At 39.4% G+C, this 20,557-nt stretch carries 24 protein-coding genes; 1 reads left to right on the top strand and 23 read right to left on the bottom strand.

Annotation, left to right across the window (positions count from 1 at the left end; genetic code table 11):
• Positions 1-37 precede the first annotated feature (37 nt).
• The 12 genes from FZ949_RS07765 to FZ949_RS07715 form a co-directional block, all read right to left on the bottom strand.
• Entirely contained in the window at positions 38-232 is a 195-nt protein-coding gene (locus FZ949_RS07765; RefSeq protein WP_002952535.1) for a hypothetical protein, read from the bottom strand.
• A 190-nt stretch (positions 233-422) separates the two neighbouring features.
• The gene (locus tag FZ949_RS07760; protein WP_021091933.1) at positions 423-2,345 is read right to left on the bottom strand and encodes a type IV secretory system conjugative DNA transfer family protein; all 1,923 of its coding nucleotides are present in this window, start codon (positions 2,343-2,345) and stop codon (positions 423-425) included.
• Positions 2,338-2,748: a plasmid mobilization relaxosome protein MobC gene (locus FZ949_RS07755; RefSeq protein WP_035167680.1), complete on the bottom strand. Its 411-nt coding sequence runs from the start codon at positions 2,746-2,748 to the stop codon at positions 2,338-2,340. The genes FZ949_RS07760 and FZ949_RS07755 overlap by 8 nt, the downstream gene beginning before the upstream one ends.
• Complete coding sequence (locus FZ949_RS07750; protein WP_002952532.1) at positions 2,745-3,692, bottom strand: ATPase, T2SS/T4P/T4SS family; 948 nt, start codon at positions 3,690-3,692, stop codon at positions 2,745-2,747. The genes FZ949_RS07755 and FZ949_RS07750 overlap by 4 nt, the downstream gene beginning before the upstream one ends.
• 1 nt (position 3,693) lies before the next feature.
• Positions 3,694-3,906 (bottom strand): hypothetical protein, encoded by a 213-nt coding sequence (locus FZ949_RS07745; protein ID WP_002952528.1) that lies wholly within the window; start codon positions 3,904-3,906, stop codon positions 3,694-3,696.
• 11 nt (positions 3,907-3,917) lie between these two features.
• A complete protein-coding gene (locus FZ949_RS07740) occupies positions 3,918-5,114 on the bottom strand; it encodes a DNA type IV secretion system protein ComB10 (RefSeq protein WP_021091934.1) in 1,197 nt (398 codons plus the stop codon).
• A gap of 1 nt (position 5,115) precedes the next feature.
• Positions 5,116-6,387 (bottom strand): TrbG/VirB9 family P-type conjugative transfer protein, encoded by a 1,272-nt coding sequence (locus tag FZ949_RS07735; protein WP_021091927.1) that lies wholly within the window; start codon positions 6,385-6,387, stop codon positions 5,116-5,118.
• Positions 6,384-7,034 (bottom strand): VirB8 family type IV secretion system protein, encoded by a 651-nt coding sequence (locus tag FZ949_RS07730; RefSeq protein ID WP_009495756.1) that lies wholly within the window; start codon positions 7,032-7,034, stop codon positions 6,384-6,386. Before FZ949_RS07730 ends, FZ949_RS07735 begins: the two co-directional genes overlap by 4 nt.
• Entirely contained in the window at positions 7,035-7,163 is a 129-nt protein-coding gene (locus tag FZ949_RS09645; RefSeq protein WP_009495754.1) for a hypothetical protein, read from the bottom strand.
• A 2-nt stretch (positions 7,164-7,165) separates the two neighbouring features.
• The gene (locus FZ949_RS07725) at positions 7,166-9,670 is read right to left on the bottom strand and encodes a VirB4 family type IV secretion/conjugal transfer ATPase (RefSeq protein ID WP_021091909.1); all 2,505 of its coding nucleotides are present in this window, start codon (positions 9,668-9,670) and stop codon (positions 7,166-7,168) included.
• 8 nt (positions 9,671-9,678) lie between these two features.
• Entirely contained in the window at positions 9,679-9,921 is a 243-nt protein-coding gene (locus FZ949_RS07720; protein WP_002952523.1) for a hypothetical protein, read from the bottom strand.
• 13 nt (positions 9,922-9,934) lie between these two features.
• Positions 9,935-10,249, bottom strand: a complete 315-nt coding sequence (locus tag FZ949_RS07715; RefSeq protein ID WP_002952520.1) for a hypothetical protein — start codon at positions 10,247-10,249, stop codon at positions 9,935-9,937.
• A 717-nt stretch (positions 10,250-10,966) separates the two neighbouring features.
• Between FZ949_RS07715 and FZ949_RS07710 the strand changes: the two genes are divergently transcribed.
• Positions 10,967-12,604: a relaxase/mobilization nuclease domain-containing protein gene (locus FZ949_RS07710; RefSeq protein WP_122868559.1), complete on the top strand. Its 1,638-nt coding sequence runs from the start codon at positions 10,967-10,969 to the stop codon at positions 12,602-12,604.
• Positions 12,605-12,776: 172 nt separating this feature from the next.
• On the opposite strand, the gene FZ949_RS07705 is transcribed toward FZ949_RS07710, so the two are convergent.
• From FZ949_RS07705 to FZ949_RS07655, 11 genes are all read right to left on the bottom strand, one after another.
• Positions 12,777-13,340 (bottom strand): HepT-like ribonuclease domain-containing protein, encoded by a 564-nt coding sequence (locus tag FZ949_RS07705; protein WP_002952515.1) that lies wholly within the window; start codon positions 13,338-13,340, stop codon positions 12,777-12,779.
• Positions 13,333-13,668 (bottom strand): nucleotidyltransferase family protein, encoded by a 336-nt coding sequence (locus tag FZ949_RS07700; RefSeq protein WP_002952513.1) that lies wholly within the window; start codon positions 13,666-13,668, stop codon positions 13,333-13,335. Before FZ949_RS07700 ends, FZ949_RS07705 begins: the two co-directional genes overlap by 8 nt.
• Before the next feature lie 17 nt (positions 13,669-13,685).
• The gene (locus tag FZ949_RS07695) at positions 13,686-14,105 is read right to left on the bottom strand and encodes a hypothetical protein (protein ID WP_148790320.1); all 420 of its coding nucleotides are present in this window, start codon (positions 14,103-14,105) and stop codon (positions 13,686-13,688) included.
• 41 nt (positions 14,106-14,146) lie between these two features.
• Entirely contained in the window at positions 14,147-14,386 is a 240-nt protein-coding gene (locus tag FZ949_RS07690; protein ID WP_009495744.1) for a hypothetical protein, read from the bottom strand.
• A gap of 31 nt (positions 14,387-14,417) precedes the next feature.
• Positions 14,418-14,660: a hypothetical protein gene (locus FZ949_RS07685; protein WP_002952508.1), complete on the bottom strand. Its 243-nt coding sequence runs from the start codon at positions 14,658-14,660 to the stop codon at positions 14,418-14,420.
• 13 nt (positions 14,661-14,673) lie between these two features.
• Positions 14,674-14,916, bottom strand: coding sequence for a hypothetical protein (locus tag FZ949_RS07680; protein ID WP_002952507.1), 243 nt, complete (start codon positions 14,914-14,916; stop codon positions 14,674-14,676).
• 814 nt (positions 14,917-15,730) lie between these two features.
• Positions 15,731-16,957 (bottom strand): toprim domain-containing protein, encoded by a 1,227-nt coding sequence (locus FZ949_RS07675; protein ID WP_148790319.1) that lies wholly within the window; start codon positions 16,955-16,957, stop codon positions 15,731-15,733.
• Positions 16,954-17,247: a TrbM/KikA/MpfK family conjugal transfer protein gene (locus tag FZ949_RS07670; RefSeq protein WP_002952049.1), complete on the bottom strand. Its 294-nt coding sequence runs from the start codon at positions 17,245-17,247 to the stop codon at positions 16,954-16,956. The genes FZ949_RS07675 and FZ949_RS07670 overlap by 4 nt, the downstream gene beginning before the upstream one ends.
• A 10-nt stretch (positions 17,248-17,257) precedes the next feature.
• Positions 17,258-18,244: a type IV secretion system protein gene (locus tag FZ949_RS07665; protein WP_002952050.1), complete on the bottom strand. Its 987-nt coding sequence runs from the start codon at positions 18,242-18,244 to the stop codon at positions 17,258-17,260.
• Positions 18,241-18,855 (bottom strand): hypothetical protein, encoded by a 615-nt coding sequence (locus FZ949_RS07660; RefSeq protein WP_009494165.1) that lies wholly within the window; start codon positions 18,853-18,855, stop codon positions 18,241-18,243. Before FZ949_RS07660 ends, FZ949_RS07665 begins: the two co-directional genes overlap by 4 nt.
• Complete coding sequence (locus FZ949_RS07655; RefSeq protein ID WP_235044170.1) at positions 18,855-20,219, bottom strand: hypothetical protein; 1,365 nt, start codon at positions 20,217-20,219, stop codon at positions 18,855-18,857. The genes FZ949_RS07660 and FZ949_RS07655 overlap by 1 nt, the downstream gene beginning before the upstream one ends.
• Positions 20,220-20,557: the final 338 nt, after the last annotated feature.

The raw sequence follows: 20,557 nt of genomic DNA, 5'->3' as shown, positions 1-20,557 counted from the left end.
TTATCCTTACGTCTGTCGTTTACTCATAGCTTTTGGGCTATGAGTCGGTATTGGGCTCGTCTTGATCGGCGACCTCCATGCTTTGGTGGGACTTATTTAAATATTCCCATTCCTTGCTCTCGCCATCGCTGATTTCAAACTCACCGTCTTCGCTTGTCGCAAATCGCTCGGCAAGATTTTTCTCATACTCTTTGTATGCTTTTTCTTGCTCTTGCTTTTCTGCATAGGTCATTGCTTACTCCTTAGGGTAGATTTTAGAGCTTTGAGCTCTAATTTAAATCTTTGATAAAAATTTAGATTAGAGCTCTTAAAAAATAATAAAACATCTAAAAATAAAATTACATATAATTTAAATTTAGCAAAAATAAAAATATTATATTTTTAAATTTTTTGCTAAATTTATTATAAAAATTTATAAAATTTTACTCCCTATCCACTTTAATTTTTAGAGCTTTTAGCAGCTCGTCTCTTTGTTGTCTTTTATCATCCGCAGGCTTGATCTCGCTTGAGTCGTTTTGTGCCGTATTTACTTCGCCTTTTGCCTCTTTTTCGCTCCCTTTTTTGGCCGTATAGGCGTCTTGCTTGACGGCAGCTTCGCTTTGGTCGTCCTTTGCCTCAACTTCTAGCTTATCCGCCCCTTTCCACTGTGCCATCTTGAACCAATAAGGCACTTTTGCCTTGATGGGCATCTTGTAAAAGCCTTTAACGAGAATTAAAATATCGCTACTATCTTGGTTTTTCAAATCTTGGGCAGTTACTAGCTTTTTGGCTTCTTTGCTCTTTGAGATATTGCTTTTAAACAGCTCCATATTACCTTGCGATTTGCTGATTTTGATATTTGTGTAGTCGCCGATTAACTTGCTCGTATCCTCTGCGTCTTTGTCGCTATTCATGTTAAAAATTACGTGATATCCGCTGTTATTTTTTACGATATTCATATCGTCTTCACCGTAGTATTTTTTGATCTGCTCGTAGCTTTGCGTAACGAAAACCGGTAAAAGTCCATAGCTTCTGCAAAGTGCGGGGGCTTCTAATAAAAACGGCATCTTGCCGAAGCGCACGAACTCATCCCCGAAAAAGTATATAAATCTCTCGGGATCGCTGCACTCTTCTCCGCTCATTAATTTCTTAAATAATGTTTCTATAAAAATACGAATTAAAGGAGCTAAAATTTCGATATCTTCGGTTTGAACGACTACGTACATTGATATTCTTTTCGCTCTTAAATCCTCGAACGTAAAGCTCATCTTGCTGGTTGCGTTGGCTACTTGCGGATTGCTAAAAACCGTCATAAACGTATCGTATGTCGATTTTATGCTTGCAAATTCATTATCTGCGGCTCTTGCATACGCTCTAGCCTGATTTCTCGTGCTTTCGTCGATACCTTCGTCAAAGCTTGTCTGTTTTAGCCAAATTTTAAAAGTATCTACGTCATAGTCTCTCTCTCTTTCTTTGTCCGGGTCGTCCTCGTCTATCTCTTTCATTGCCTCTTCGCCGAATTTTTCGTCCAAATACTCGAAATAATCGGCTTTTGGAGCTTGTGCAAGTTGGGCTAGCGTAGCGTGTTTGTCTTTTTGCATAAAGTATTCGGCGAAAAATACAAACATCGTTCTTGCCGATTTTATCCAGTGATCGTTTTCACTGCCTTTTTCGCCTACGAAAATGGTAGAAGCTATCTGCTCGGCCAATTTTTTGATATGTATATACTCCATGTCTTTAACGATTGAACGATCGAACGGGTTAAAAAATAGCGTATTATCCCAGCTAAAAGGGGAGAATAGCTGAATTTCGTTGTTAAAATATTTTTGCCTATACCCGGCTGTTTTTTTATATAGTTCGCCTTTGATATCTAGCGTTACGCAAGAAGCCGGTACGCTTAGTAAATTTGGAATGATCATACCCGCCGTTTTACCGCTTCCAGGAGGCGCTACCACTAGCGTTGAGAGCGGCTGCGTAGCCCTTAAAAACTGCGGATTATCGCTATCTATATTGTGACATCCTAGCACCAAGCCGTTTTTATAGTTTATATTCATTTTAGGGAAGTCTTCGGGCGTCGCAAACCTTGCTGAGCCATAATCTTCGCCGTCTCTAAAATACGGCAATAGCCACCACGTAAAGACTACCAAAAACGGGGCGATCAGCGTAAATAATGCAACGTAAGCCTTTAATTTTAGCGTCGGCGCGCCTATATTTATTAAAATTTTATACGCCACTGCGGGTACTTTTATCAAATCCGGATTAAAAATAACCTTGACTACCGCCAAATATAGCACTACGCCCATTATGAGCGAAACGAAGAAAGCCCAAGCCCATCTTTTAGCGGTAAATTCTTTTGAACTATCCATTTTCCTCCCCTTTTGCCTCCTCATTGCTCGGCGTTTTAGTATGTTTGACATCTATTTTTATTTTTAAATCTTCCATTTTTGCGCTTAATTCTTTTATGACTATTGCGAAGCCCCGCATATTTTTTTCTAGGTCGTTTTTGGCTTCTTCTGGGCCGGTAATGTTTGCATTTAGATGATAGGCAATCTGATTTAAATTTACACCCAAGCGACCGAATTCTCGTAAGAATTCGCTTATTATTTCGTTGTTCGTTTCTATCTGTTCTAGCACATCAGCGTATTTTTCTACATGTATCAACTTTCGAACTACTGCCGATTTACTTTCATTGCGTCTTTGAGATATGCGTTTTAGTACCCTTGCGTCGGCTTCGGTAAAATATATAAAATGTGCGGCTACTTTTCTCATGCTACGATCTTTGCAATGTCCAGTTCTTTTAAATTTAAGATATCCGTCACGACTCTTTGATTTTTAACCCTGGCTATTTGGATAATGTAATCGATCGCCGTAACGATAAGGCTATCTAGCATGCGATCGTCCACGCTTGATAGGCCACCTCCTAAAATAATATTGGTTTTAATGGCCTTTATGGCGTCTTTGGGATTATTTGCGTGCAAGGTACTTAAATTTCCGGCATGCCCGGTATTGTTTACCCTTAAAAACGAAAAGGTATTGCGGATGTCTATCTCGCCTAAAAATAGCCTATCGGGTCGTAAGCGCATCGCATTATCGATCGCTACCTGATAGCTGTAAATTTCGGTGGCGATTTTGGGTACGGCCAGCTGCGTTTTATTTACGTTTTCTACCCTAAGCTCTTGGCTGTCCTCTATGGTGACTACTCGCTCGCCCGGGTCTATTTCTCCCATTAACGAGTTTAAAAAGCTGGTCTTCCCGCTTCCCGTTCCGCCGCTTAAAAGTACGTTTTTCTTATCCCGGATCAGCTCTTTGATTTTTTCATAAGTCCAGCCCTCGTTTATCACGTTTTGACTTAAGGTAAAACTTTCTAATTTAAAGGCCTCTTTGCTGGGTATCCTTATACAAATTGCGATATCGCTATTAAACAGACTTGATTTATGCTGCGCTTGGACTCGGTAACGTAAAAACGGATCGGGCAGTTCGCATGAAAGGTGGCAATGCGTTTCATCGAAGCGCTGATTTCTTCTAGTGGCCAGCTCGATCAAAAAATTATTTAGAAATTTTATATCTAGCTTTGGGTCTTGCACTATTTCCCAGTGGTCGCCGTAGTCTATGTTTATTTCGCACGGCCGATTAAATATTAGTTCGTTTGCCCGCAGGGTCAAATACGGCTTTAAAACGCCTAAAATATTATTTAAAATTATGCTTTCACTCATTTTACTCTTCTTGGCTTGCTTCTGTTGTGCTCGTGCTTACCAAATCGTTTTTTTCTTGCACTAGCTTTTCTAGCTTCTGCCTTTCTTTTGCAGCGTTTGCCTCAGCCTTTTCGGTAATTTTTAGCTGATTTGCTATGCGTTTTAGTAGTCTATCGTTTGCTTTTTTATTTTGTAGCTCAGTCTTAACTTGGCTTTTGATTTGCTCGTATTGCATCGGCTTTCCCTTTAATCGTTAAAATATTGCATCATCACTTCGCCGTTTTTTGGTTTTGCAAACCACATATGATTTGTAGGCACTAAAAATATACGGCTTCCGCTTTTGATTTCTATGGTTGGCTTGATTTGGCTTTGCTGCTGGATTATGTCTTGCACTACGCTGCTTACGTCGCTTCTAGCATTTGAGTAAATTTCGGTGGCGTAAGAGTTGTTTGAATTTCCCATTTTTGAGGCTATACCTAAAAGCAAAGCGTTCGTAATCGTTGAAATTGAGTAGGCTATGCCGTAGCGTTCCCAATATTTATTATTTATCGCTCCTACGACTCCATTCATTCCCATATTATCGGCGGCCATTGCATCTGTTAGCATTATATTAATGCCTTGCGGCGTGATTATCTCGCGCCACCTGATTTCCAGCCTTTCATGCCCGATTTTGGTGTCGTTGGTGTAAAAGCCTATCACTTTACTTCCGCGAGGGATCAGCACCGCTCGCCCCATAGCAGCATATATGTCTTGCTCTATTTGAGCCGTTACTATTCCGCTCAAATCCGAACTTATCGCGCTCGTTAGAATTGCCGGGATCAGCCGCCCGGCTCTAATAGTGCGGTATAGTCTGTGTTCATTCGTGCTGACATCTAGGCTTTTTTGATTTGAGAAGCCATCGGCGCCGTATTTTAATGAGTTTTGATTTACGTTTTTTATCTCGTTGTTGCGATTGGCTAAAATTTGAGCTCTTATTAGCTCGCGCATTTTGTTTTCGTAGGCGGCCTGGTTGTCTCTTCTTATTTCTTGTTTTAGACTCTCTTGCTTGGCTTTTAGCTCTTCTTGTTTATCTCTAGCGCGCTGCGCCATCTGCTCTTGCTCTTTCGTCATATCTTCGGGCGTAGCGGCCGGCACTCCTGGCGCGATCTGCCCGGATTGCTTTTTATTAGCTTCGAGTTCTTCTAATTTCTTTAAAATTTCGCCTAAATTTTGCCCGTCCTCGCTCGGCATTTTCTTTCCGGCTTTATAAATGTAATCGTCGACCGGAAATTTTGAATTTTCAAAAAGATGATTCAGATTCTTTTGGTTTTGTAAATTTCTTATTTGCTCGTCTTGCTGCTCTTGCCCGGCCGCCTCGTTAAAAATTTCCTCCGCCAAAAGGGGAGAGGAAATTATACTAAGCGTCGCAAGGCTTAAAAGCAGCGTTTTCTTCCCCTTTTTCATTCTAAAATCCTCTTGCTTTCTTTGTGGATTCGTTATATTTTTCTTGGTTTTTCGTTATTGTTTTGCTATTCTCTTTTTGTCTTTGTTTTACGGCCTCTTCATCTGTGTTTAAATTTTTTCTTATCTCTTTTCTTAGTTTTTCGGCCTGCGTTTCTTTGCGTTCTACGCATACGTAGCTATCGCCGCTTTTAATCGTAAATTTCGGATTTATAGTCTCTGCGATTATGTAATCGCCTATTACCCTCGTTTCTACCGGGCTATCTTGTTTATCAATGACTGCGTAAATAGTAGGGATTTGCGGCATTTCGTCTTTGGAATACTTAAAATACGTAAATTTCTTATCGCTAAAAATTTCAGCCGATAGCAGCCACTCGTTTTCTTTTTTGGCTTTTTGCGTATATCCGCTGTAAATATCGCTCTTTTTGACTTTCAGCTCGGCTATGCCGTCTTTTATTGTTAAATACTCCTTGCCATCCTCTTCAAGCTTAGCAAGCTTAGCTTTTTGCGTTTCGCCGTCTTTTATACGAACTATGAAGCTTGGGTCGCTTGAATTTTTATAATCCGTCGAAAAAATATAAAAGGTATGGATTTTTCCATCACCCGTAAAAATCGTTAGGCTAGTATCGATGCCGATTAGTTGCGGGATTATTGCGATAGCATTAGGTTGGCTTGGGATTTGCTCTATTTTAAAGCCGGTCTGGTCGCCTAGCACGAAATTATCTATCTCGCTATCAAATATCAGCGTAGTGGCCATTGCGTGGCGCGTGCGAATTTTGATGGTTTTATCGGGCTGATATTTGACTACTTGCGTATTTTCGTATCCACTGTATTTCTTTGAGTGAAATTTTTGCTGCAATGCCTTTAAATCTTGATTGCGGATGGCGTTTTTCATAAGCTCCAGCTCGTCTTTACCTATCTGCCTATCCGAACCATCGGGCTCACCGCCGAAGTCTATTACGTCTTGTTCGGGAATTTGCCCGCCGTTAGGGTCGTTAAATTTTGCCCCTTGCGGCTGCTGCCTTTGTTTGTATAGTCCGAGCGGATTTATTTTAAAATTCGATTGTATATTGTTGTTTACGTCTTTGTTTTTATCGTTAAATATATCTTCGCCCATAGAGCCGTTTTGCTGCTGCTCGTTTACCAGCTCTTGAGTTTGGCGCATAATGGCGCGGATTTGATTCATCTGTTCTTCGCTTAGTCCCTCTTGAGGCTCGGCCGCGCTTAAATTTAAAGCAAGTGCTGAGACGATCGAAAGTTTTATTAAATTTCTCATTTTGAGCCCTTTTCGTCCAAAATTTGCGTTATTTGATATTTACTTACGATAAAACCGGTAGGATTTTTCATCGTATCGGCGTATGTGCCGCTTTGGTTGCGAAAGTCGTACTCTATCGCGCTTCTGTATTTTTTATAGCTTACTTCGGTGCGCGTAGGATTCGTGATCTCGGCCTGGAAGTCGACCGTCGCTACGTTTTGACTTAAAACGGCTACGTTTAAAATTTGAATGTTGCGGAAGTAATTTTTAGTCGTATAAATCGAGTTGGGATCGCTTACTAAACTTTGAAACGCTTCCCATACCTGCCTGCTGCTTTGCGTGCGTATCTCGTTGTAGCGCTCGACATCGTCTATGCGATTTATCATCTCTCTGTTTTTAACGTATCCAGCTAAAATGCTTTTTAGCAGCTCTTCGTTGCTGCGGACATTTAGGCTCGTATCGTCTATAGTCACGAAGCGGGAGTCGCCGTCTGAAAATTTAAGTAAAACCGGCTTTGTTTCCTTTAACGGCGTTAAAAGCGCTATTGCTACCGCCAGACTTACGCTTACGACCGCGAGGGCTATGATCGTATAAAACATATACGCTTTAATGTTTCTTTCGGCTCTAAAAATAAAATTTGGGTCGATCTTTCTCTCTTCAAACGCCATTTAACCCACCTTTATAAAATCGTAACAAGCGCAGGGGCTTATTCTTTCTATTTTGCTAGGTTTATCCGCGCATCCGCTTAAAAGCGCCGCTAGTATCGACGCCGCCATGATGATTGCAATCTTTTTCATCTTTAACTCCTCTTCCCTTTAAATTCTATGTAATGTTTTCGCCAGTGAATCGGGCTATCGTTTTTAAGCTGCTTTAAAAGCATTACGTTGTCCGAGCTTGACGAGAATACTCGCAAGTAGCTTCCGAGCCTCGATAAATCTATATCCAGCTTTGCGCTCTCGTTTCTTAATTTCATATTTAGCAATATTTGCCTCGCATTCGAGTTTGTCTCTTTTAAAAATTTGGCTTCCGTCGGCGTTAATCCTATCATCGCGTTTAACTCCGCCAGCGTCTCTTCGCTATTGGTCGGAAATATGACAAAATTTGCGATATTGTCCAAAAAAGACGAGCCGCGCTCAATGTTGTTAAATAAGCTCATATTTTGAAAGCCCATACACATTACTCCGCCGATTTTTCTAACTTCCAGGATTGCTTCTAGGATTTTTTCTTGCATCGTCTCATCCTGCAAATAATCCTTTAACTCGTCTATAAAGCAAAAGAAGCCGCGCTTATCCGCGCTATTTTTGGCTTTATTTTTTAGTTTATGAAAAATATATATAGCCGTAAGTCCGGCGGTTTTTTTGTTTTGCAGTATGCCATCCATATTTAACACTGATAGCTGCTTGGTAAAATTTAGGGCGTCTTCTTTGTTGTCGAATATCGAACCCTTATAATTATCAAATCTGATTTTTAGTCTTGATTTCTCGTTATTGTCGCTTGGAAGCGATATAATAAAATCGCTTAGCGTTAGCGTTTGACCATCTTGCTTCATGTCGTATATACGGTCTATCGTATTGTTAATATCGTTTATGGCTTCATGCTCGTCGTTTTTAACTTCGGCCATAAAGCGTAGCCATGATTTTAAAAAGTCTCTATTTTCGTTCGTGTCGGCTAGACTGAACGGATTTAATTTAAAGCCATCGCTCTCACTATCGTGGTATTCGCCGTCTACGTAGTTCGTGAAGTTATACATACCGCGTAGCTTATCCATTGCAAATATATCTATCGGGTATTTAAATAAATTTGTCATTAAAAATTGCGCCAGCGTCGTCTTTCCGCTTCCGGTTCCGCCCACTATCATCGTATGCCCGGCTGGGCGATCGCCGTCTGGCTGCCAGTGAAAATTGAATAAATACGGCGTGCCGTTTAGGTGCTTAAATGTCGTTATCGCTTCGCCACCCCAGTCGTTTTGGTTAAATCCGGTTACTTCGTTTTCAAAATTTGCGATCGTGGCTAAGTTGCTGATATTTAGCGTTTTCTTTCTAGCGTTTAAATTTCCGCGACTAGGAAAGAAACTAAAATAAAGGGCTTTTTGATTTAGCGTTTCTCGGACAACATTTAATCCTTGATTTTCTAGGATATTTTTTAGCTCATTCGAGCGGTTTTCCAGCTCTTTGAGGCTATCGGCTAGGCAATATACCGAAAAGCTCGTTTCCACTAAATTTTCTCTGTCGGCTTGGATTAGCTCCATTAACTGATCTAGCTCTTGGCGGACTAGCTCTACCGCAAACGCTTTGGTGTCCTTTATCTTCTTGATCGCCTTGCGCTTTTCGTAGGCTTTTAGATAAATCATAGCCATAAATTCGTTATTGCTTTTGATTAAATTTGAGGTGATGATCGACTTGATTTGCTCAGTTTCGTAGGCTTTTACACTGATAAATCTAGCGTATTTGGTCGTGCCGTCGTTGCGGTAAAACTCTATGTAGTCTTTTTTAAATTCGACGTATGAGCTTATGTAACTATCTGTGATCAGCTCATTCGTATATGCAAGGTTCGTCTCTTTCGCGTTTGAATACGTGGCATAAAAATTTATGATCTCATCGCCGCTTAGTTGTCTTGGCTGATAAATCGAGAAGTAGTTTTTGATGTTCGAGAACGTATCGCTTAAAAGCTCGATTTTCTGCTTTAATTTTGCGCTTTCGTTGCTTTCGTCGCCCTCTTCGCTAGTCATTTTGGTTTTAAAGCTTTCCAGTAGTCCTGTGATATTTTTCGTCATCGTAGAAATTATTAAAAAGTATCTTATAGCGTATATATCTTGATCGGTTTCCCATTTTTTTATGATCTCGTTCGCATACGGATTTATATTTTTGTCTGTATATTCTTTGTCGTCTTGCTTTGTTTTTTTGATGATTAAATTTATTTCTACGTCATCTTTCAAAGTCGTAAAAAACATAACGCGGTTTAAAAGGTAGTCCGTCTCGTCGTCTAGGCTGATTCCGGCGTAGCTTACCCCTTTTAGCTCTACTGCTATACTTGCGTTGCCGTCTTTGGTGATTATTATATTCTCGCCGTATTTGCAGGCGATGTTGTTTTCCTTTGCCAGTGTATAAATCTGCGGTTCTGCTATCATTAAAATTTCATCCGCTTTTTTATTGATCTTATTGATTTTTGATAAAACGTCGTTTTCCGTTTTATTTTTAATGCTTGGTTTTTCTTGGCTTACGTCAATGCCAAGCTCTCTTTTTAGTTTTTCTTTCTTTTTGTTTTGATTCCACTCTTTGATTACGCCTATTATTCCGCGAGCCATTTTCTAACCTATGCATAAAATTTGTTTTGCGATATTTTCATTTTAGAACCGATGATATCGTATATGTCTTCATCAAAAAATTCTAAAATAAAGAAGAAGCAGTATAAAATAGCAACGACTGCTAGCGAATATAAAATCAAGATAAACCACGAGATAAATCCAGCGATTATAATCGTGAATAGACTCGTGGTTGTTAGACCTATGATTTTCGTTCTTTTGGTTAAGTCCATATAGCAGTCGGTCACTATCATTCACTTTTACCTTTTACATTGCTGCGGCAGATAAGCCGTATGCAATACCAAGAATAATCGCGATACCAAGTAGCAATTTTATATTATTTTTTAAAGCCTCGATATTTACGAACATTATCGTTAAGAATACTACGACCCAAATAATACCGAATACGGTGATTACCGTATTGATAACGCTTGCGGCACTACTGCCGGCTTCAGTGATTTGTTCGTTTGCCTTTGTTTCCAAAGTTTTTAAAACGTTTTGGCCGCCCGCTCCGAATAAATGAAACGGCAAGAACATTAAAAAGTAAAAAATACTTTTCGCCTTTTTTGAGACTTCTCTCATTGTTTGCTCCTTTTTGATTAGAATATTTTCGATTTCTAGCACTATACTATTTTTCGAAAAGCGAGATTTTGTAAAAGTGATTTTGTGAATAGCGATTTAAAGGATATACAAGCAATTCTTTTAAAGATTTTATAAGTATTTATTTACTTTTTTACTTTTTCATATTGATTATTTTATAGGCTTTTTGCGATTATTTTTTTAAAAAAGTCTTTTTACAAAATTACGCTTTTCAAAAATTTTACAAATTCTTTTAAAAATTTTCTCTTCCGTTTCGTTTTACTTATCTCTGAATACTTTTGCTAGATATTTTTAATTCTTTCTTATATTTTGTTCATAAGCTTATCCGAATAAAATTTTCTTGTTTTATTTTTACGCATTGCGAATATAGTTCTAACTTTTCAAATATTTTTGCGCTCTTTTTACGCTTTCCCCTTTAAAACCTACTTGCTTTTTCTCAAAAATAAAATGCTCTGCGTTTTATTTTATTTTCGGTAGTTGCAAAATTACCGAAAATCACAGCTTTTTTTAAGTTTAGTTTCCCAATTTTTAGGCGTTTTATCGCCGTAAAATGGGCTAAACTTAAAAAAGTGATATATAAAGGCGGTTATCCTGCCTTACTTCTGGCATTATCTTTTCTTAAAGCTACTTACACTAACATCTTTTGCAAATATCTTTAAAAGCTATGAATACTTTTTAAGAATTTAAAAGGGAGAGAATTTGGCAAGACGCGATTGGGATGCGTTTTTCGAAGAACTAAAAGCTATCAGAGCCGGCTATACTCGTACGGCAAAATCGGAGCATAAATACGTTTCTTTTGGAAGCGGCGTAGGATTTTCTCGCTCGCATATTCCTTTTCCTAAAAATAACTTTGCCAAGCAATCAGTCGTAAAGATGATTTCAAATTTGCCTAAAACTTCCATCAAGCGTTGTATCGACTACGCTCTTAAAAACTCTCTCGACGGCGCGGCTATCAATGAAAAAGGGGAGAGAGTAGGCAGCGATGAAGTTTTAAAAGATTGGGGCAAGGATTTCGGCGATAATACAAACTCGAAGGACGCGTGGCATCTAATTTTTTCTATCAACGAGCCTTGCGACGATCAGCAAAAATTAAGAGCTTTGAGCGAGAGTGTACATAACGTATTAGGTCTAAATTTTAGCGGACACAAGTATGCTTTCGTGCTACACACCCATCAGAATAATCCGCACGTGCACGTGGTTTTAAATAAACGAAATAGCTTTACCAATAAAAAAATCCACTTTGATAGCAGAAGCGAAATCAGAGAGTTTTTTGACGACGTGCGGACGAATTTCGCTTACTCTCTCGGAGCTCGTGGGCTAAAATACGAGAATAAAAATTTCTTGCAAAAGGATTTAAAGCTCGAATTTAACAAAGTAAAATCCGCCGTGAAGCTGGAAGCGGACGACTATACGGCAAAAGATAAAATAAACGACTATTATTCAAAAATGCAGGATAAAAATAAGCAAAGCTATGACGCTACGGCAGGGCGAATTGAAGCTATGAATAACGAACTTGCCGCGCTTAAAAAAGATAATGAAGAGCTCTTACGGCTCTTTATGCTTTATACTAAAAAGCGAAATAAACGGGCGTATAAGCTCGCTCGTGAGTTAAAAGAAAGTAACCGAGTCATCAAAGAAAAGAGCAAGGCCGTGCTATCTGAAATCGACAAAATAAATAAAATTTCCAGTCAAGCTACGCAGCTTAACGAGATGCGATTGGCTCACTATAAAGACCACTCCGCAGGGCTAAATTTACTTGAAAATTTTAGCTACAACTACAATAAAATTTATCCGAAAAATAGGGGCGCGAGCAAGGCCGATGTCGAAAATTATAAAAAAGTGCGACGCGCTATCGCTATTCATCGCGGCCGCGAGGACGATGCGGCTAGGAAGTATTTCGAGGATAGCCTGCTAGTTACTCGCATGCTCGGGCGTAACGAAAGTCTTTTTAAATTAACCGCAAAGCTTGAAATTTTAGATAAAAACCTTTACGTCTTGCAGCACTCGGGCATAATCGGCGAAGAGGCTACCGCTTTTGAAAAAAGGCTAAAAAGCAATAAGGAATTTATCGCGGATATTTGTCAAAAACGCTTCGACTACGTCGGCAAAAAGCTTTTAAATAGCGATAAAATCGATAAGGACGGTTTTTTGTTCAAAGAATATTTTAAAGGCGTATCGGTGCTGGGCGTTAAGCCTGACGATCGTCTAGTAAAAATCAAAAACGAAAAGAGGCTTTATAAAGACGTCTTGGCTGAACGATCCGGTAAGACTAAAACTCAGGGTTCTCGCCCGGCGGATCAAAATAAATTTAATAATGAACTTGGCGGTCGAGAGTAGATTATATTTAAGAAATAATAAAATATTTAAAAATAAAATTATATTTCATTAAAATATAGTAAAATTAGAAATATCATATTTTTTAAATTTATGTAAAAAGAAGTATAAAAAAATTAAAATTTAGAAAGGGAAGGAAGCTTATTTTCCCCTTTTTAAAAATTCAAACGCAAAATTATTTTACGTTTTCGTTCGAGTTGCTTTTGATGATGCCCTTGAGCTTGTCTGCATATGATTTATCAAGCTCAAGTCCATTTTTTCGTAAGTCGTTGTAGCCTTTTTGAATATCTGCCCCAAGATCGCTCTTGGCTTGCGGGGTTAAAATATTCTGCTTCTTAACGAAGCGATCGATCTTTTTTTGTAAATCTTCGCACAGCTCTTGCTTCGTTTCTTTTATGACTTTCTGAAGATTTTCTTTGAGATTAGGAAGATCTGTGCGTATAACGTCTTCTATGATCTCGTTTTGTATATTGTCATAATTGTGAGAAGACCAATTTCTGATATCTCTTATCCCTTTTATATCTTCTTTTTTAAATTTATCTAATATATGGTATTCCTGCGCTTCTTCAAGCTTCTTAAATTGCTGGTATACGACGTCGATATGTTTCATTATCGCTGGCTTTGCAAGCAGCTCGTCTTCTAGTGCTGCTGTAACGCCTTTGGGCTTACAAATTTCAAATACTTGATCTATTTTTTCTACCGCCAGTTCTAATCGATATATAATTTTTTTATCAGACATAAATCGCTCCCCTCACTATCTTGTCGTCTTGCATTTTTTGTTCAGAATAGAAATCGCAAATATCTACCGATTTATGAAATTTGCCCGCGATCTGCTCTTTTAAATCATTTAAATACGCAAGCGCTTTAAACGCGTGCAGTCTATCCAAAAAGTCCTTTTTGTCGGCCAAAACGACTATATCTATATCCGAGTCTTCACCCGCATAACCTTTGGCATAGCTTCCGAAAAGTCCTATCTTTTGGATGCCGTCTTTTTCAAGACCCGGCTTGAGCTCGGATAGATATGCGAGTATCGATTCTTTGGTTAAATCGGGTAACGTCGTCTTCATTGGGGATTCTCCTTTTTCTATCTTTTTCCGTTTTCAAGAACCGTTATATATTCTGGATCGCACTCAAATTTGCCCCATTTTGTACATTCGACCTCGTATGCCGACCCTACTTTTTTATTATTTTTATCTACGACTACTACTACGAGTTTCTCATTGTTTATGAGGTCGTCTTGAGCTTTCCATCTTGTAAATTTGGCAAAGCCCTGCTCTGATGTATAATTTTTCCAATTTTCGCCATTAAATAAGGTCTGTGCATGATAAAATTCAAAATCTGCATTTTTAACTCTCTCTTTTAGCTTATTGACCATTGCATCGTAATTTGCTTGTTTTATTGCCGGATTTGCATTCTCTAGCTTTACAAGCCCATCATCTTCACCGCATCCTGCCAACATAAGCCCGGCTATAACAGCCGCCGTCAGCAGTTTAATTTTCTTCATTTTTCATCCTTATTTTTACAAATTATAGCATATTTTGCTATTTACTTTTGCCGCCTCTCGAACTCCTCGTAAATCGGCATCAGGACTTCCTCTTTGTGGCCTCTGAAATCAAAGCCCAGCGAGTCCAAGTAGTCCGCCATCATCTCTACGCTACTCTTCAAAAAGCCAAGCTCCCTGTCGCTAATGTTGCCAAGCTCCACCGGCTCAAGAGGGAGTGGGGCTTTGATTAGCTCCGCCATTATATCGTGTGCCCTTTCAAATTTATTATAGTTCTTGTTCATTGACTCATGCTGCCCTTCGTCTATTTGACCCCTAAAGGTTTCGCGGCGCCCAACCATCGGTCTGTCTAAACGTTTGCGCCAGCTTATCTAAAATAAAAACTTTAAACGGATCGTGGCTAAAAAATACGCCATAGCTTTCAACGTTCGTCGCGTTGCCTATAAATTTAAGCTTTATCGCCTCCGTGTATTCACCATCCCTTTTTAAGGAGTATCGCCCCTCATCCATCGAAGAATTTAAACGGGCGTAGTCTATTTCCGTTAAATAAATTTTCATTGTAATCCTCTTGCTATGCCGTTGCCCGGATGTATCTATCCATGCAATCTTTAAGTCCTTTTAGCGTGTTATATGAATAAAAGTGCCTATCCCGCGTGTTTGTACCGCATTCACAATATAAAAATAGAACCTCTTGCTCGTTCCAATTCGTGCTAGCGCCGTAAGTCCAGCCGTCTATTTCAATTCTTGCTCCGGTTTCATCTTGTTTAACTTCGCCGTATTGGCTAAGTAGTTTAATCGCATTCGTTAATTTCATCTTTTTAAGTTCCTTTCTTCTTAATTTATAAAACGATTATACCACTTTTTAACTTAAAAAATAATAAAATAATAAATAATAAAATATCAAATAATTAAAATATATAAAAATATAAAATAGCAAAAAAGCAAAAATAACCTAAAAATAAATTAGAAACCTAAGCATTATTTAAGCCTAAATTTAATTTTCTTTCCCCTTTTTTAATTCCCGCTGCCGTCATTGGCGGCAGCTTCTGTATTTAGGAGGGGCGTTGCGGGGTGCCCCCGCTTAAACCCATAGAAGCCGAGACCTTAGGCTCGACTTCGGCGCGGCAGCACCTTAGTGCAGACCGCCAACAAGAACGGCATTTTGTAAAAATTTTACTCATCCCAAATCCGAGCAAACCCCCAAGAATAGGAATTAAAATGTAATTTTTAAAATCTTATTCAAACCTTAAACTTTAAAAAGCAAGCCAAATTTTCACCGCTCTGGCCGTGCTACCAATTCCAATCCGGACAGCCTAAAATTTGACCGCCCGAACATCTGAGAGCTACCGCTTTACTTAACCCGGCAGCGGGACGTTATGAGCGAGATTTTGTAAAAAATTCACTTGCCGTAATCTCTATCAAACCCCCAAATAAAGGGGATAAGATATAAATTCCAAAAGCTTATTCAAACCTTAAACTTTAAAAAGCAAGCCAAATTTTCACCGCTCTGGCCGTGCTACCAATTCCAATCCGGACAGCCTAAAATTTAACCGCCCGAACATCTGAGAGCTACCGCTTTACTTAACCCGGCAGCGGGACGTTATGAGCGAGATTTTGTAAAATATAAATCATATAGCCCTAGAATACTCCCTGCCGATTTTTCTTTCGACAAGATCAAGTCGCTTAAAGCATTCTCTCATTCCGGGTAACCGCTGCACCTTTGGAGCTATCTCTTTAAATTTTGAGGGATTAAATCTTAAAAGCTCGTTTACGCGCTCATTCTTTGCGCAAGGCTCTAAAAAATCATATTTCTTTGATAAATACTCTACTTTCTTGCCAAGCTCGCTCAAAGGCTTTAAAATGCTTTCTTTGTTGATATTGCGCGCTGCTAGCCCCAATGCTTTGCCGACTACCAAATCATCGTTAAAGTCCTTTAATATAGGCATTTGCCTGTCAGCATTCGGCACTATTTGCTCTACGATCTTGCCAAACTCTTTGCCGCGATCGTCATTATCGAACGCTAGCGTAAATTTTGCATCCGGGGCGAGCTTGCGAAGCGCTTTAATCGCATCTTTTTGCGATGTCGATATTTGCCCGTTGGTCGAGCATAGCAGCGTCTCTTGCAAATTTATCCCTTTCATCTCGCAAAACGATAGCGTGTCGATCATGCTCTCGCTGATTATTATATTTTTAAATTCTTTGGGGCTTTTATGTGCGTTATCGGCTTTTAAAATTTCTAGCCCCTTATTTCCGTTGCAAAGCTGTTTGATAGGCTTATCGTATGCTTTTCCTTGCGGATCGTGTGTTAAGGGCTTTGAGAGATAGCTTATCGTTCCGCTTTGCTTTAAAAACTCTTTCGTGCCGGCGTCCGTTTGCACTGACGTTAACGTGTACGTCGGTACGACCGCGTTTTGGTATTTACTGTCTTGTTTTAGGCTGCTAAATTGTGCCAATAGTTCTCCGCTTAGCTTCCTACGGCTAATTAAAAATGAATTTTTATCCGTCTTATCTAATTTTTTAAATTTTTCTATTATTTCATTATCGATTTTTTTAGTAGTTGCTTTTGGTATAGTATTGTTTTGTAACTCCTTTATATCTTTTATTTTGTCTTCGTCTATTAAATCTTTTACTTCTACTCCGCGATTTTTAGCGAAGCTGTAAATATTGCCCCGATCGGTACTGTCATTTGGATTAAAATATAAGTAGTGGCCGTTTGATTGGCGCGATACGACTATCGTATCTCCGTAGTCGTTCGTAAGCGTTTTGTAGTTACGGCTACTTTTGTCTCTTTTTTCAAAGTAGCCGTTATTTTTTAAAATTTCATCGAGCGCGAGCTCGACTAGATTTTCTTTCATCTTGGACACAGATCTAAAAATGCTTGTCTTTTTTGAGCCTGCTTATGCGCCTTTTTAGCCGTAATCGAATAGTACTTTTTAAGGCTTGCGGCGCACTCCGGCGGGCGAGTAGCGCTTGCGAGGCATAGCACCGCTTCGCATGCCAGTTTCTTATCGCCGGTAAATACGTCGCCGAGCTCTTTTGGAGCAGACGTCTTTGTCGCCGTATCCTTTGCGCTCGTCTCTTTTGCGGTCGCGCCGCTTGCCGCAAAAATTGCACCTACGATCAAACTAAAAACTAGTTTTTTCATTCTTTCCCCTTTATTTGAAATATACGAATTTTGGTAGTCCCAGCTCATCTTTCGGGAGCTGCTTGGTTTCTGGCTCAAATATGGCGTCGTTGCGCTTATATTCTACGACCGACTGATTAAAGCTCTCTTCGGTTAAATTTTTATTGCTGCCGCTTTCGTTTAGCTGCTTGCTAGTAGCCATCGTGCTGGTATAGTTGATATTCAGCTCGTATTGGTGCTGCAAATTTTCTAAAATTTTAAGCAGTATCGAGTTCGTGAGGGCTTGAGCTTGCTTTTGGTTGTTTGGTTTGCTCAGCTGCTTTGAAAGCTGCTTTAAATCGTCGTTCATTTTCGCTTTTGAGTAAGGATTGGTCTTATCGTCGCTATGAAAGGTATCTTCAAAGGCTAACAAGGCGTTTGTTTTCTCGATATTATCCCTTTCTTGCAGGAATTTCTCGGCATTTTTTATGTTGTTGATTTGCGCTTGATAGTTCGCTCTTTGGATAGGATCGACGGCTTTATTCATCTGCTCGGTCAGCTCGTCTATGCTTTTGCTCAAATTTGCGCCGTCTCGCAATGCGTAAGTGCAGCGATTAACCTTGCTTTTGATTGAGCTCTTGGTTTTTCCTAGCGTCATTCCGAAAAATTGGCTATTATTTTCCAAAAACGAGCACGCGTTTTGCACTCTCGCTATATCGCCCATTATGTCATTGGGGATATTTTTGACGTTATCGTAGATACTTTGCATTTGACTGATCATGCTTTGCGCATCGCCTAGTATATCGTAGATGCTGTTCATATCTATGCCGAGCTCGGCCATCTGTTTTTCAAAATTTAGCGTATCTTTGACCATTTGCTCGTACTGCTTGATTTGCTCAGCATAGTCTTTTAGCGTTTGAGTATAGCCCATTACCGCTTGAGCTATCGCGGCCACGTCTATAACCGGAACGCCTCCTGCGTTTGCGCTGCTAAAAAATAGCGCCGTTGCCGCACCAATAGATATTAATGTTTTTTTCATATCTCTCTTCCTTTCTGCTCGGTATTTTCTTTTTTAGTTTCCTTTTCTGCCCATTTTTCGATGGTTTGTTCTAGCGTTTTGGTAGCGTTTGGATAGCTATACCTAAATCTATCGGTATCTATCGGCTTGCCCACCTCGTCTCCGTGTTTTCTTTTTACATCGATTTGCCCCTCTTGCAACTCTACGTAAAGCGGCGTTAATTTATCTATGCCTTTGTCTTTGTTGTCTTTAATTTTTTCGTATAACCTTGCTTCGTTATTCATGAGCTCTAGCTCGTTTTGTAGCTGCCTGAAAAGGAGCGGGTTTTCCTTTTCGAATTTGGTTTGAAATTTTTCGTCATCCTTGTGCGGGGTCATCACTTTTTTGTTGTTATCCTCGTTTATTTCCCACTTTCCCCTCTTGTCCTGCTTATCTTCGAGTCCTTGTATCTCTCTGGCTGCATCTAGGTACTTTTTTGCCCTTTGTTCGTCGTGCTCGCACGCTAGGGCTAGGCTAAAATTTAAGTCTATAAAGCTCTTTCTTAGGCTCAAAAAATCGTTTTCGCTTTTGACATAATTTTCCAAGTCACCCTCAATCACGTTTCTTCTTTGTTTTGGCGTTATATTGCTCATTATAGGCTCCTGCCTCTGTCATTTTCATTTTCTTGCCCTTTGGCCTTGTTTAAAATTTTGTCTTTGGTCTGCACTAGCGTATCGTTTACCTTTTGATAAAATTTAGGGTAGCTGTCTTTAAAATTCGGCGTTTCTTTTTCGATGTCACCCATCATCTTTTTTAGCTTTTCGTATCCTTTGACGTCAAGCCCTTTTTTGGTTTCTTTTTCATAGGTCGTTTGTAATTTAGCGTAATTAGCCCGCTCGTTCTCCATCTCTTTAAAACCGCCTTTGACTTTTTTGCGTTGCGTATAGACCTCTTTTACCAAATCGCCGACAGCCTCTTTAAATTTAGGACTGTCAAAGGCTAGATCAAGCTTTTCTTGGCGCTGGCGATCTTTGGCGATGCTTTCTTCTTTACCCTGTTTTAGCATCATCTCAAGGCTTCTGTCCATCTCTTGCAGCGCGGTTATAATGCCGTTTATCCCATCGCTATTCATTAGGTTGTCGATCGATTTTTGAAAATTCGCTTCAAGCTTCGATTGCTTATCTTTGAGGTCTTCGAGCTCCTTTTCGTGCTGCATTTCTAGCTCGTCGGCTCTCTTATTCCAGTCTTCTTGCTCTGCGCCGTTTTCTCTGCCCGGCTGTGGTTCGTTTTGCTCGGGGCTTGGCTCTTTTTCTTCCCCTTTTTCCTTTTTGGCGATTTGCTCTTCTTTTGCCTTGATTTGCTCTTCTATTTTTTCTTTCTCTTTTAAAATTTGCAGACTCTCTTTTAAGGACTCATTTTTTTCTACGCCGTCCAATCTGTCTTTTACGAATTCTCTTTTTGCTTTCGGGCTTTTAAATTCGTCCAGCTCCGCCTGTCTTTCCCTGATTCTCGTATCTAACAGCTCTTTTTCGCCTAGTATTTCTACGGCTTGCTGCGCGTCTTTGCTTAAATTTGCAGCTCCCGTTACTTCGTAGGCAAATTTTTTGTTAATGTCTCGTATGGTGTATTCTTTGCCGTTGTCGAAGTCCTCTTTTAAGTCCATATTCATTTCTCTTAGGGTGAGCTCTTTTATTTCGGTCACATCCCTTAGACTCATATTGGTTTTATAAATATCGTTGATCGCTTCTTGAACCTTGCTATCGTCGTCCGTTCCGTATGCGGTATAAAATTCTCTTACGCAAGCTACTGCGCTTGTTTCGCTGCTTTTAAACAATCCGGTGTTTTCTATGGCTTCTCGACAATCTAAAATTTTGTCTCTCGTGTCGTCTATATCTTTATTTTGCGTTTGCGGCTCGTTTTCTTCCCCTTTATGTATACTCGAAGCTGTAAGCGTCTGTTCGTCCTCGCTTAAATATGCCCATTCAGCCATTTGCTCTTGCGTCAGCTCTTCTGCCACCTTAAATCCTTTTGCTAGATTATTTTTCATCAGTCTATCATTTGTTAAATTTAAAAAACTTTTAAAAAGTGATATATAAAAAATCGAAAAATGCTAAAATTCAAAAACGCTCACAAATGCCTTTTAAATGCTCTACAATCAAAAATAAGCTTTTTCCCCTATTTCTTTCTTATTTTTTATCTATGCGGCTTTAATAGCCTTTAAAATCGTTTTAAATGCCTAACTGATTTAAATTTAAAAATCCGGCTTCTAATTTAAAATTTTCTCATCGCATTAAGTAATAATTCTTTAAAATTTCCTCTCTGCATATATAAATATATTTTTAAGAAAAATTTAAG

Origin of the sequence: Campylobacter concisus, assembly GCF_902460545.1 — a bacterium.
GTDB lineage: Bacteria > Campylobacterota > Campylobacteria > Campylobacterales > Campylobacteraceae > Campylobacter_A > Campylobacter_A concisus_AE.
Note: the sequence above shows the minus strand (reverse complement) of the source record. Positions and strands in the feature narration are given on the sequence as shown.

What these genes read in the sequence shown, in the direction of transcription:
- FZ949_RS07700 (WP_002952513.1), bottom strand. Translation starts at nt 13,668, where the DNA reads ATGAAGACGACGTTACCCGATTTAACCAAAGAATCGATACTCGCATAT.
- FZ949_RS07685 (WP_002952508.1), bottom strand. Translation starts at nt 14,660, where the DNA reads ATGAAAATTTATTTAACGGAAATAGACTACGCCCGTTTAAATTCTTCG.
- FZ949_RS07750 (WP_002952532.1), bottom strand. Translation starts at nt 3,692, where the DNA reads ATGAGTGAAAGCATAATTTTAAATAATATTTTAGGCGTTTTAAAGCCG.
- FZ949_RS07720 (WP_002952523.1), bottom strand. Translation starts at nt 9,921, where the DNA reads ATGATAGTGACCGACTGCTATATGGACTTAACCAAAAGAACGAAAATC.
- FZ949_RS07665 (WP_002952050.1), bottom strand. Translation starts at nt 18,244, where the DNA reads ATGAAAAAAACATTAATATCTATTGGTGCGGCAACGGCGCTATTTTTT.
- FZ949_RS07760 (WP_021091933.1), bottom strand. Translation starts at nt 2,345, where the DNA reads ATGGATAGTTCAAAAGAATTTACCGCTAAAAGATGGGCTTGGGCTTTC.
- FZ949_RS07735 (WP_021091927.1), bottom strand. Translation starts at nt 6,387, where the DNA reads ATGAGAAATTTAATAAAACTTTCGATCGTCTCAGCACTTGCTTTAAAT.
- FZ949_RS07695 (WP_148790320.1), bottom strand. Translation starts at nt 14,105, where the DNA reads ATGAAGAAAATTAAACTGCTGACGGCGGCTGTTATAGCCGGGCTTATG.
- FZ949_RS07740 (WP_021091934.1), bottom strand. Translation starts at nt 5,114, where the DNA reads ATGAAAAAGGGGAAGAAAACGCTGCTTTTAAGCCTTGCGACGCTTAGT.
- FZ949_RS07765 (WP_002952535.1), bottom strand. Translation starts at nt 232, where the DNA reads ATGACCTATGCAGAAAAGCAAGAGCAAGAAAAAGCATACAAAGAGTAT.
- FZ949_RS07745 (WP_002952528.1), bottom strand. Translation starts at nt 3,906, where the DNA reads ATGCAATACGAGCAAATCAAAAGCCAAGTTAAGACTGAGCTACAAAAT.
- FZ949_RS07705 (WP_002952515.1), bottom strand. Translation starts at nt 13,340, where the DNA reads ATGTCTGATAAAAAAATTATATATCGATTAGAACTGGCGGTAGAAAAA.
- FZ949_RS07730 (WP_009495756.1), bottom strand. Translation starts at nt 7,034, where the DNA reads ATGGCGTTTGAAGAGAGAAAGATCGACCCAAATTTTATTTTTAGAGCC.
- FZ949_RS07755 (WP_035167680.1), bottom strand. Translation starts at nt 2,748, where the DNA reads ATGAGAAAAGTAGCCGCACATTTTATATATTTTACCGAAGCCGACGCA.
- FZ949_RS07680 (WP_002952507.1), bottom strand. Translation starts at nt 14,916, where the DNA reads ATGAAATTAACGAATGCGATTAAACTACTTAGCCAATACGGCGAAGTT.
- FZ949_RS07670 (WP_002952049.1), bottom strand. Translation starts at nt 17,247, where the DNA reads ATGAAAAAACTAGTTTTTAGTTTGATCGTAGGTGCAATTTTTGCGGCA.
- FZ949_RS07660 (WP_009494165.1), bottom strand. Translation starts at nt 18,855, where the DNA reads ATGAGCAATATAACGCCAAAACAAAGAAGAAACGTGATTGAGGGTGAC.
- FZ949_RS07675 (WP_148790319.1), bottom strand. Translation starts at nt 16,957, where the DNA reads ATGAAAGAAAATCTAGTCGAGCTCGCGCTCGATGAAATTTTAAAAAAT.
- FZ949_RS09645 (WP_009495754.1), bottom strand. Translation starts at nt 7,163, where the DNA reads ATGAAAAAGATTGCAATCATCATGGCGGCGTCGATACTAGCGGCGCTT.
- FZ949_RS07690 (WP_009495744.1), bottom strand. Translation starts at nt 14,386, where the DNA reads ATGAACAAGAACTATAATAAATTTGAAAGGGCACACGATATAATGGCG.
- FZ949_RS07725 (WP_021091909.1), bottom strand. Translation starts at nt 9,670, where the DNA reads ATGGCTCGCGGAATAATAGGCGTAATCAAAGAGTGGAATCAAAACAAA.
- FZ949_RS07715 (WP_002952520.1), bottom strand. Translation starts at nt 10,249, where the DNA reads ATGAGAGAAGTCTCAAAAAAGGCGAAAAGTATTTTTTACTTTTTAATG.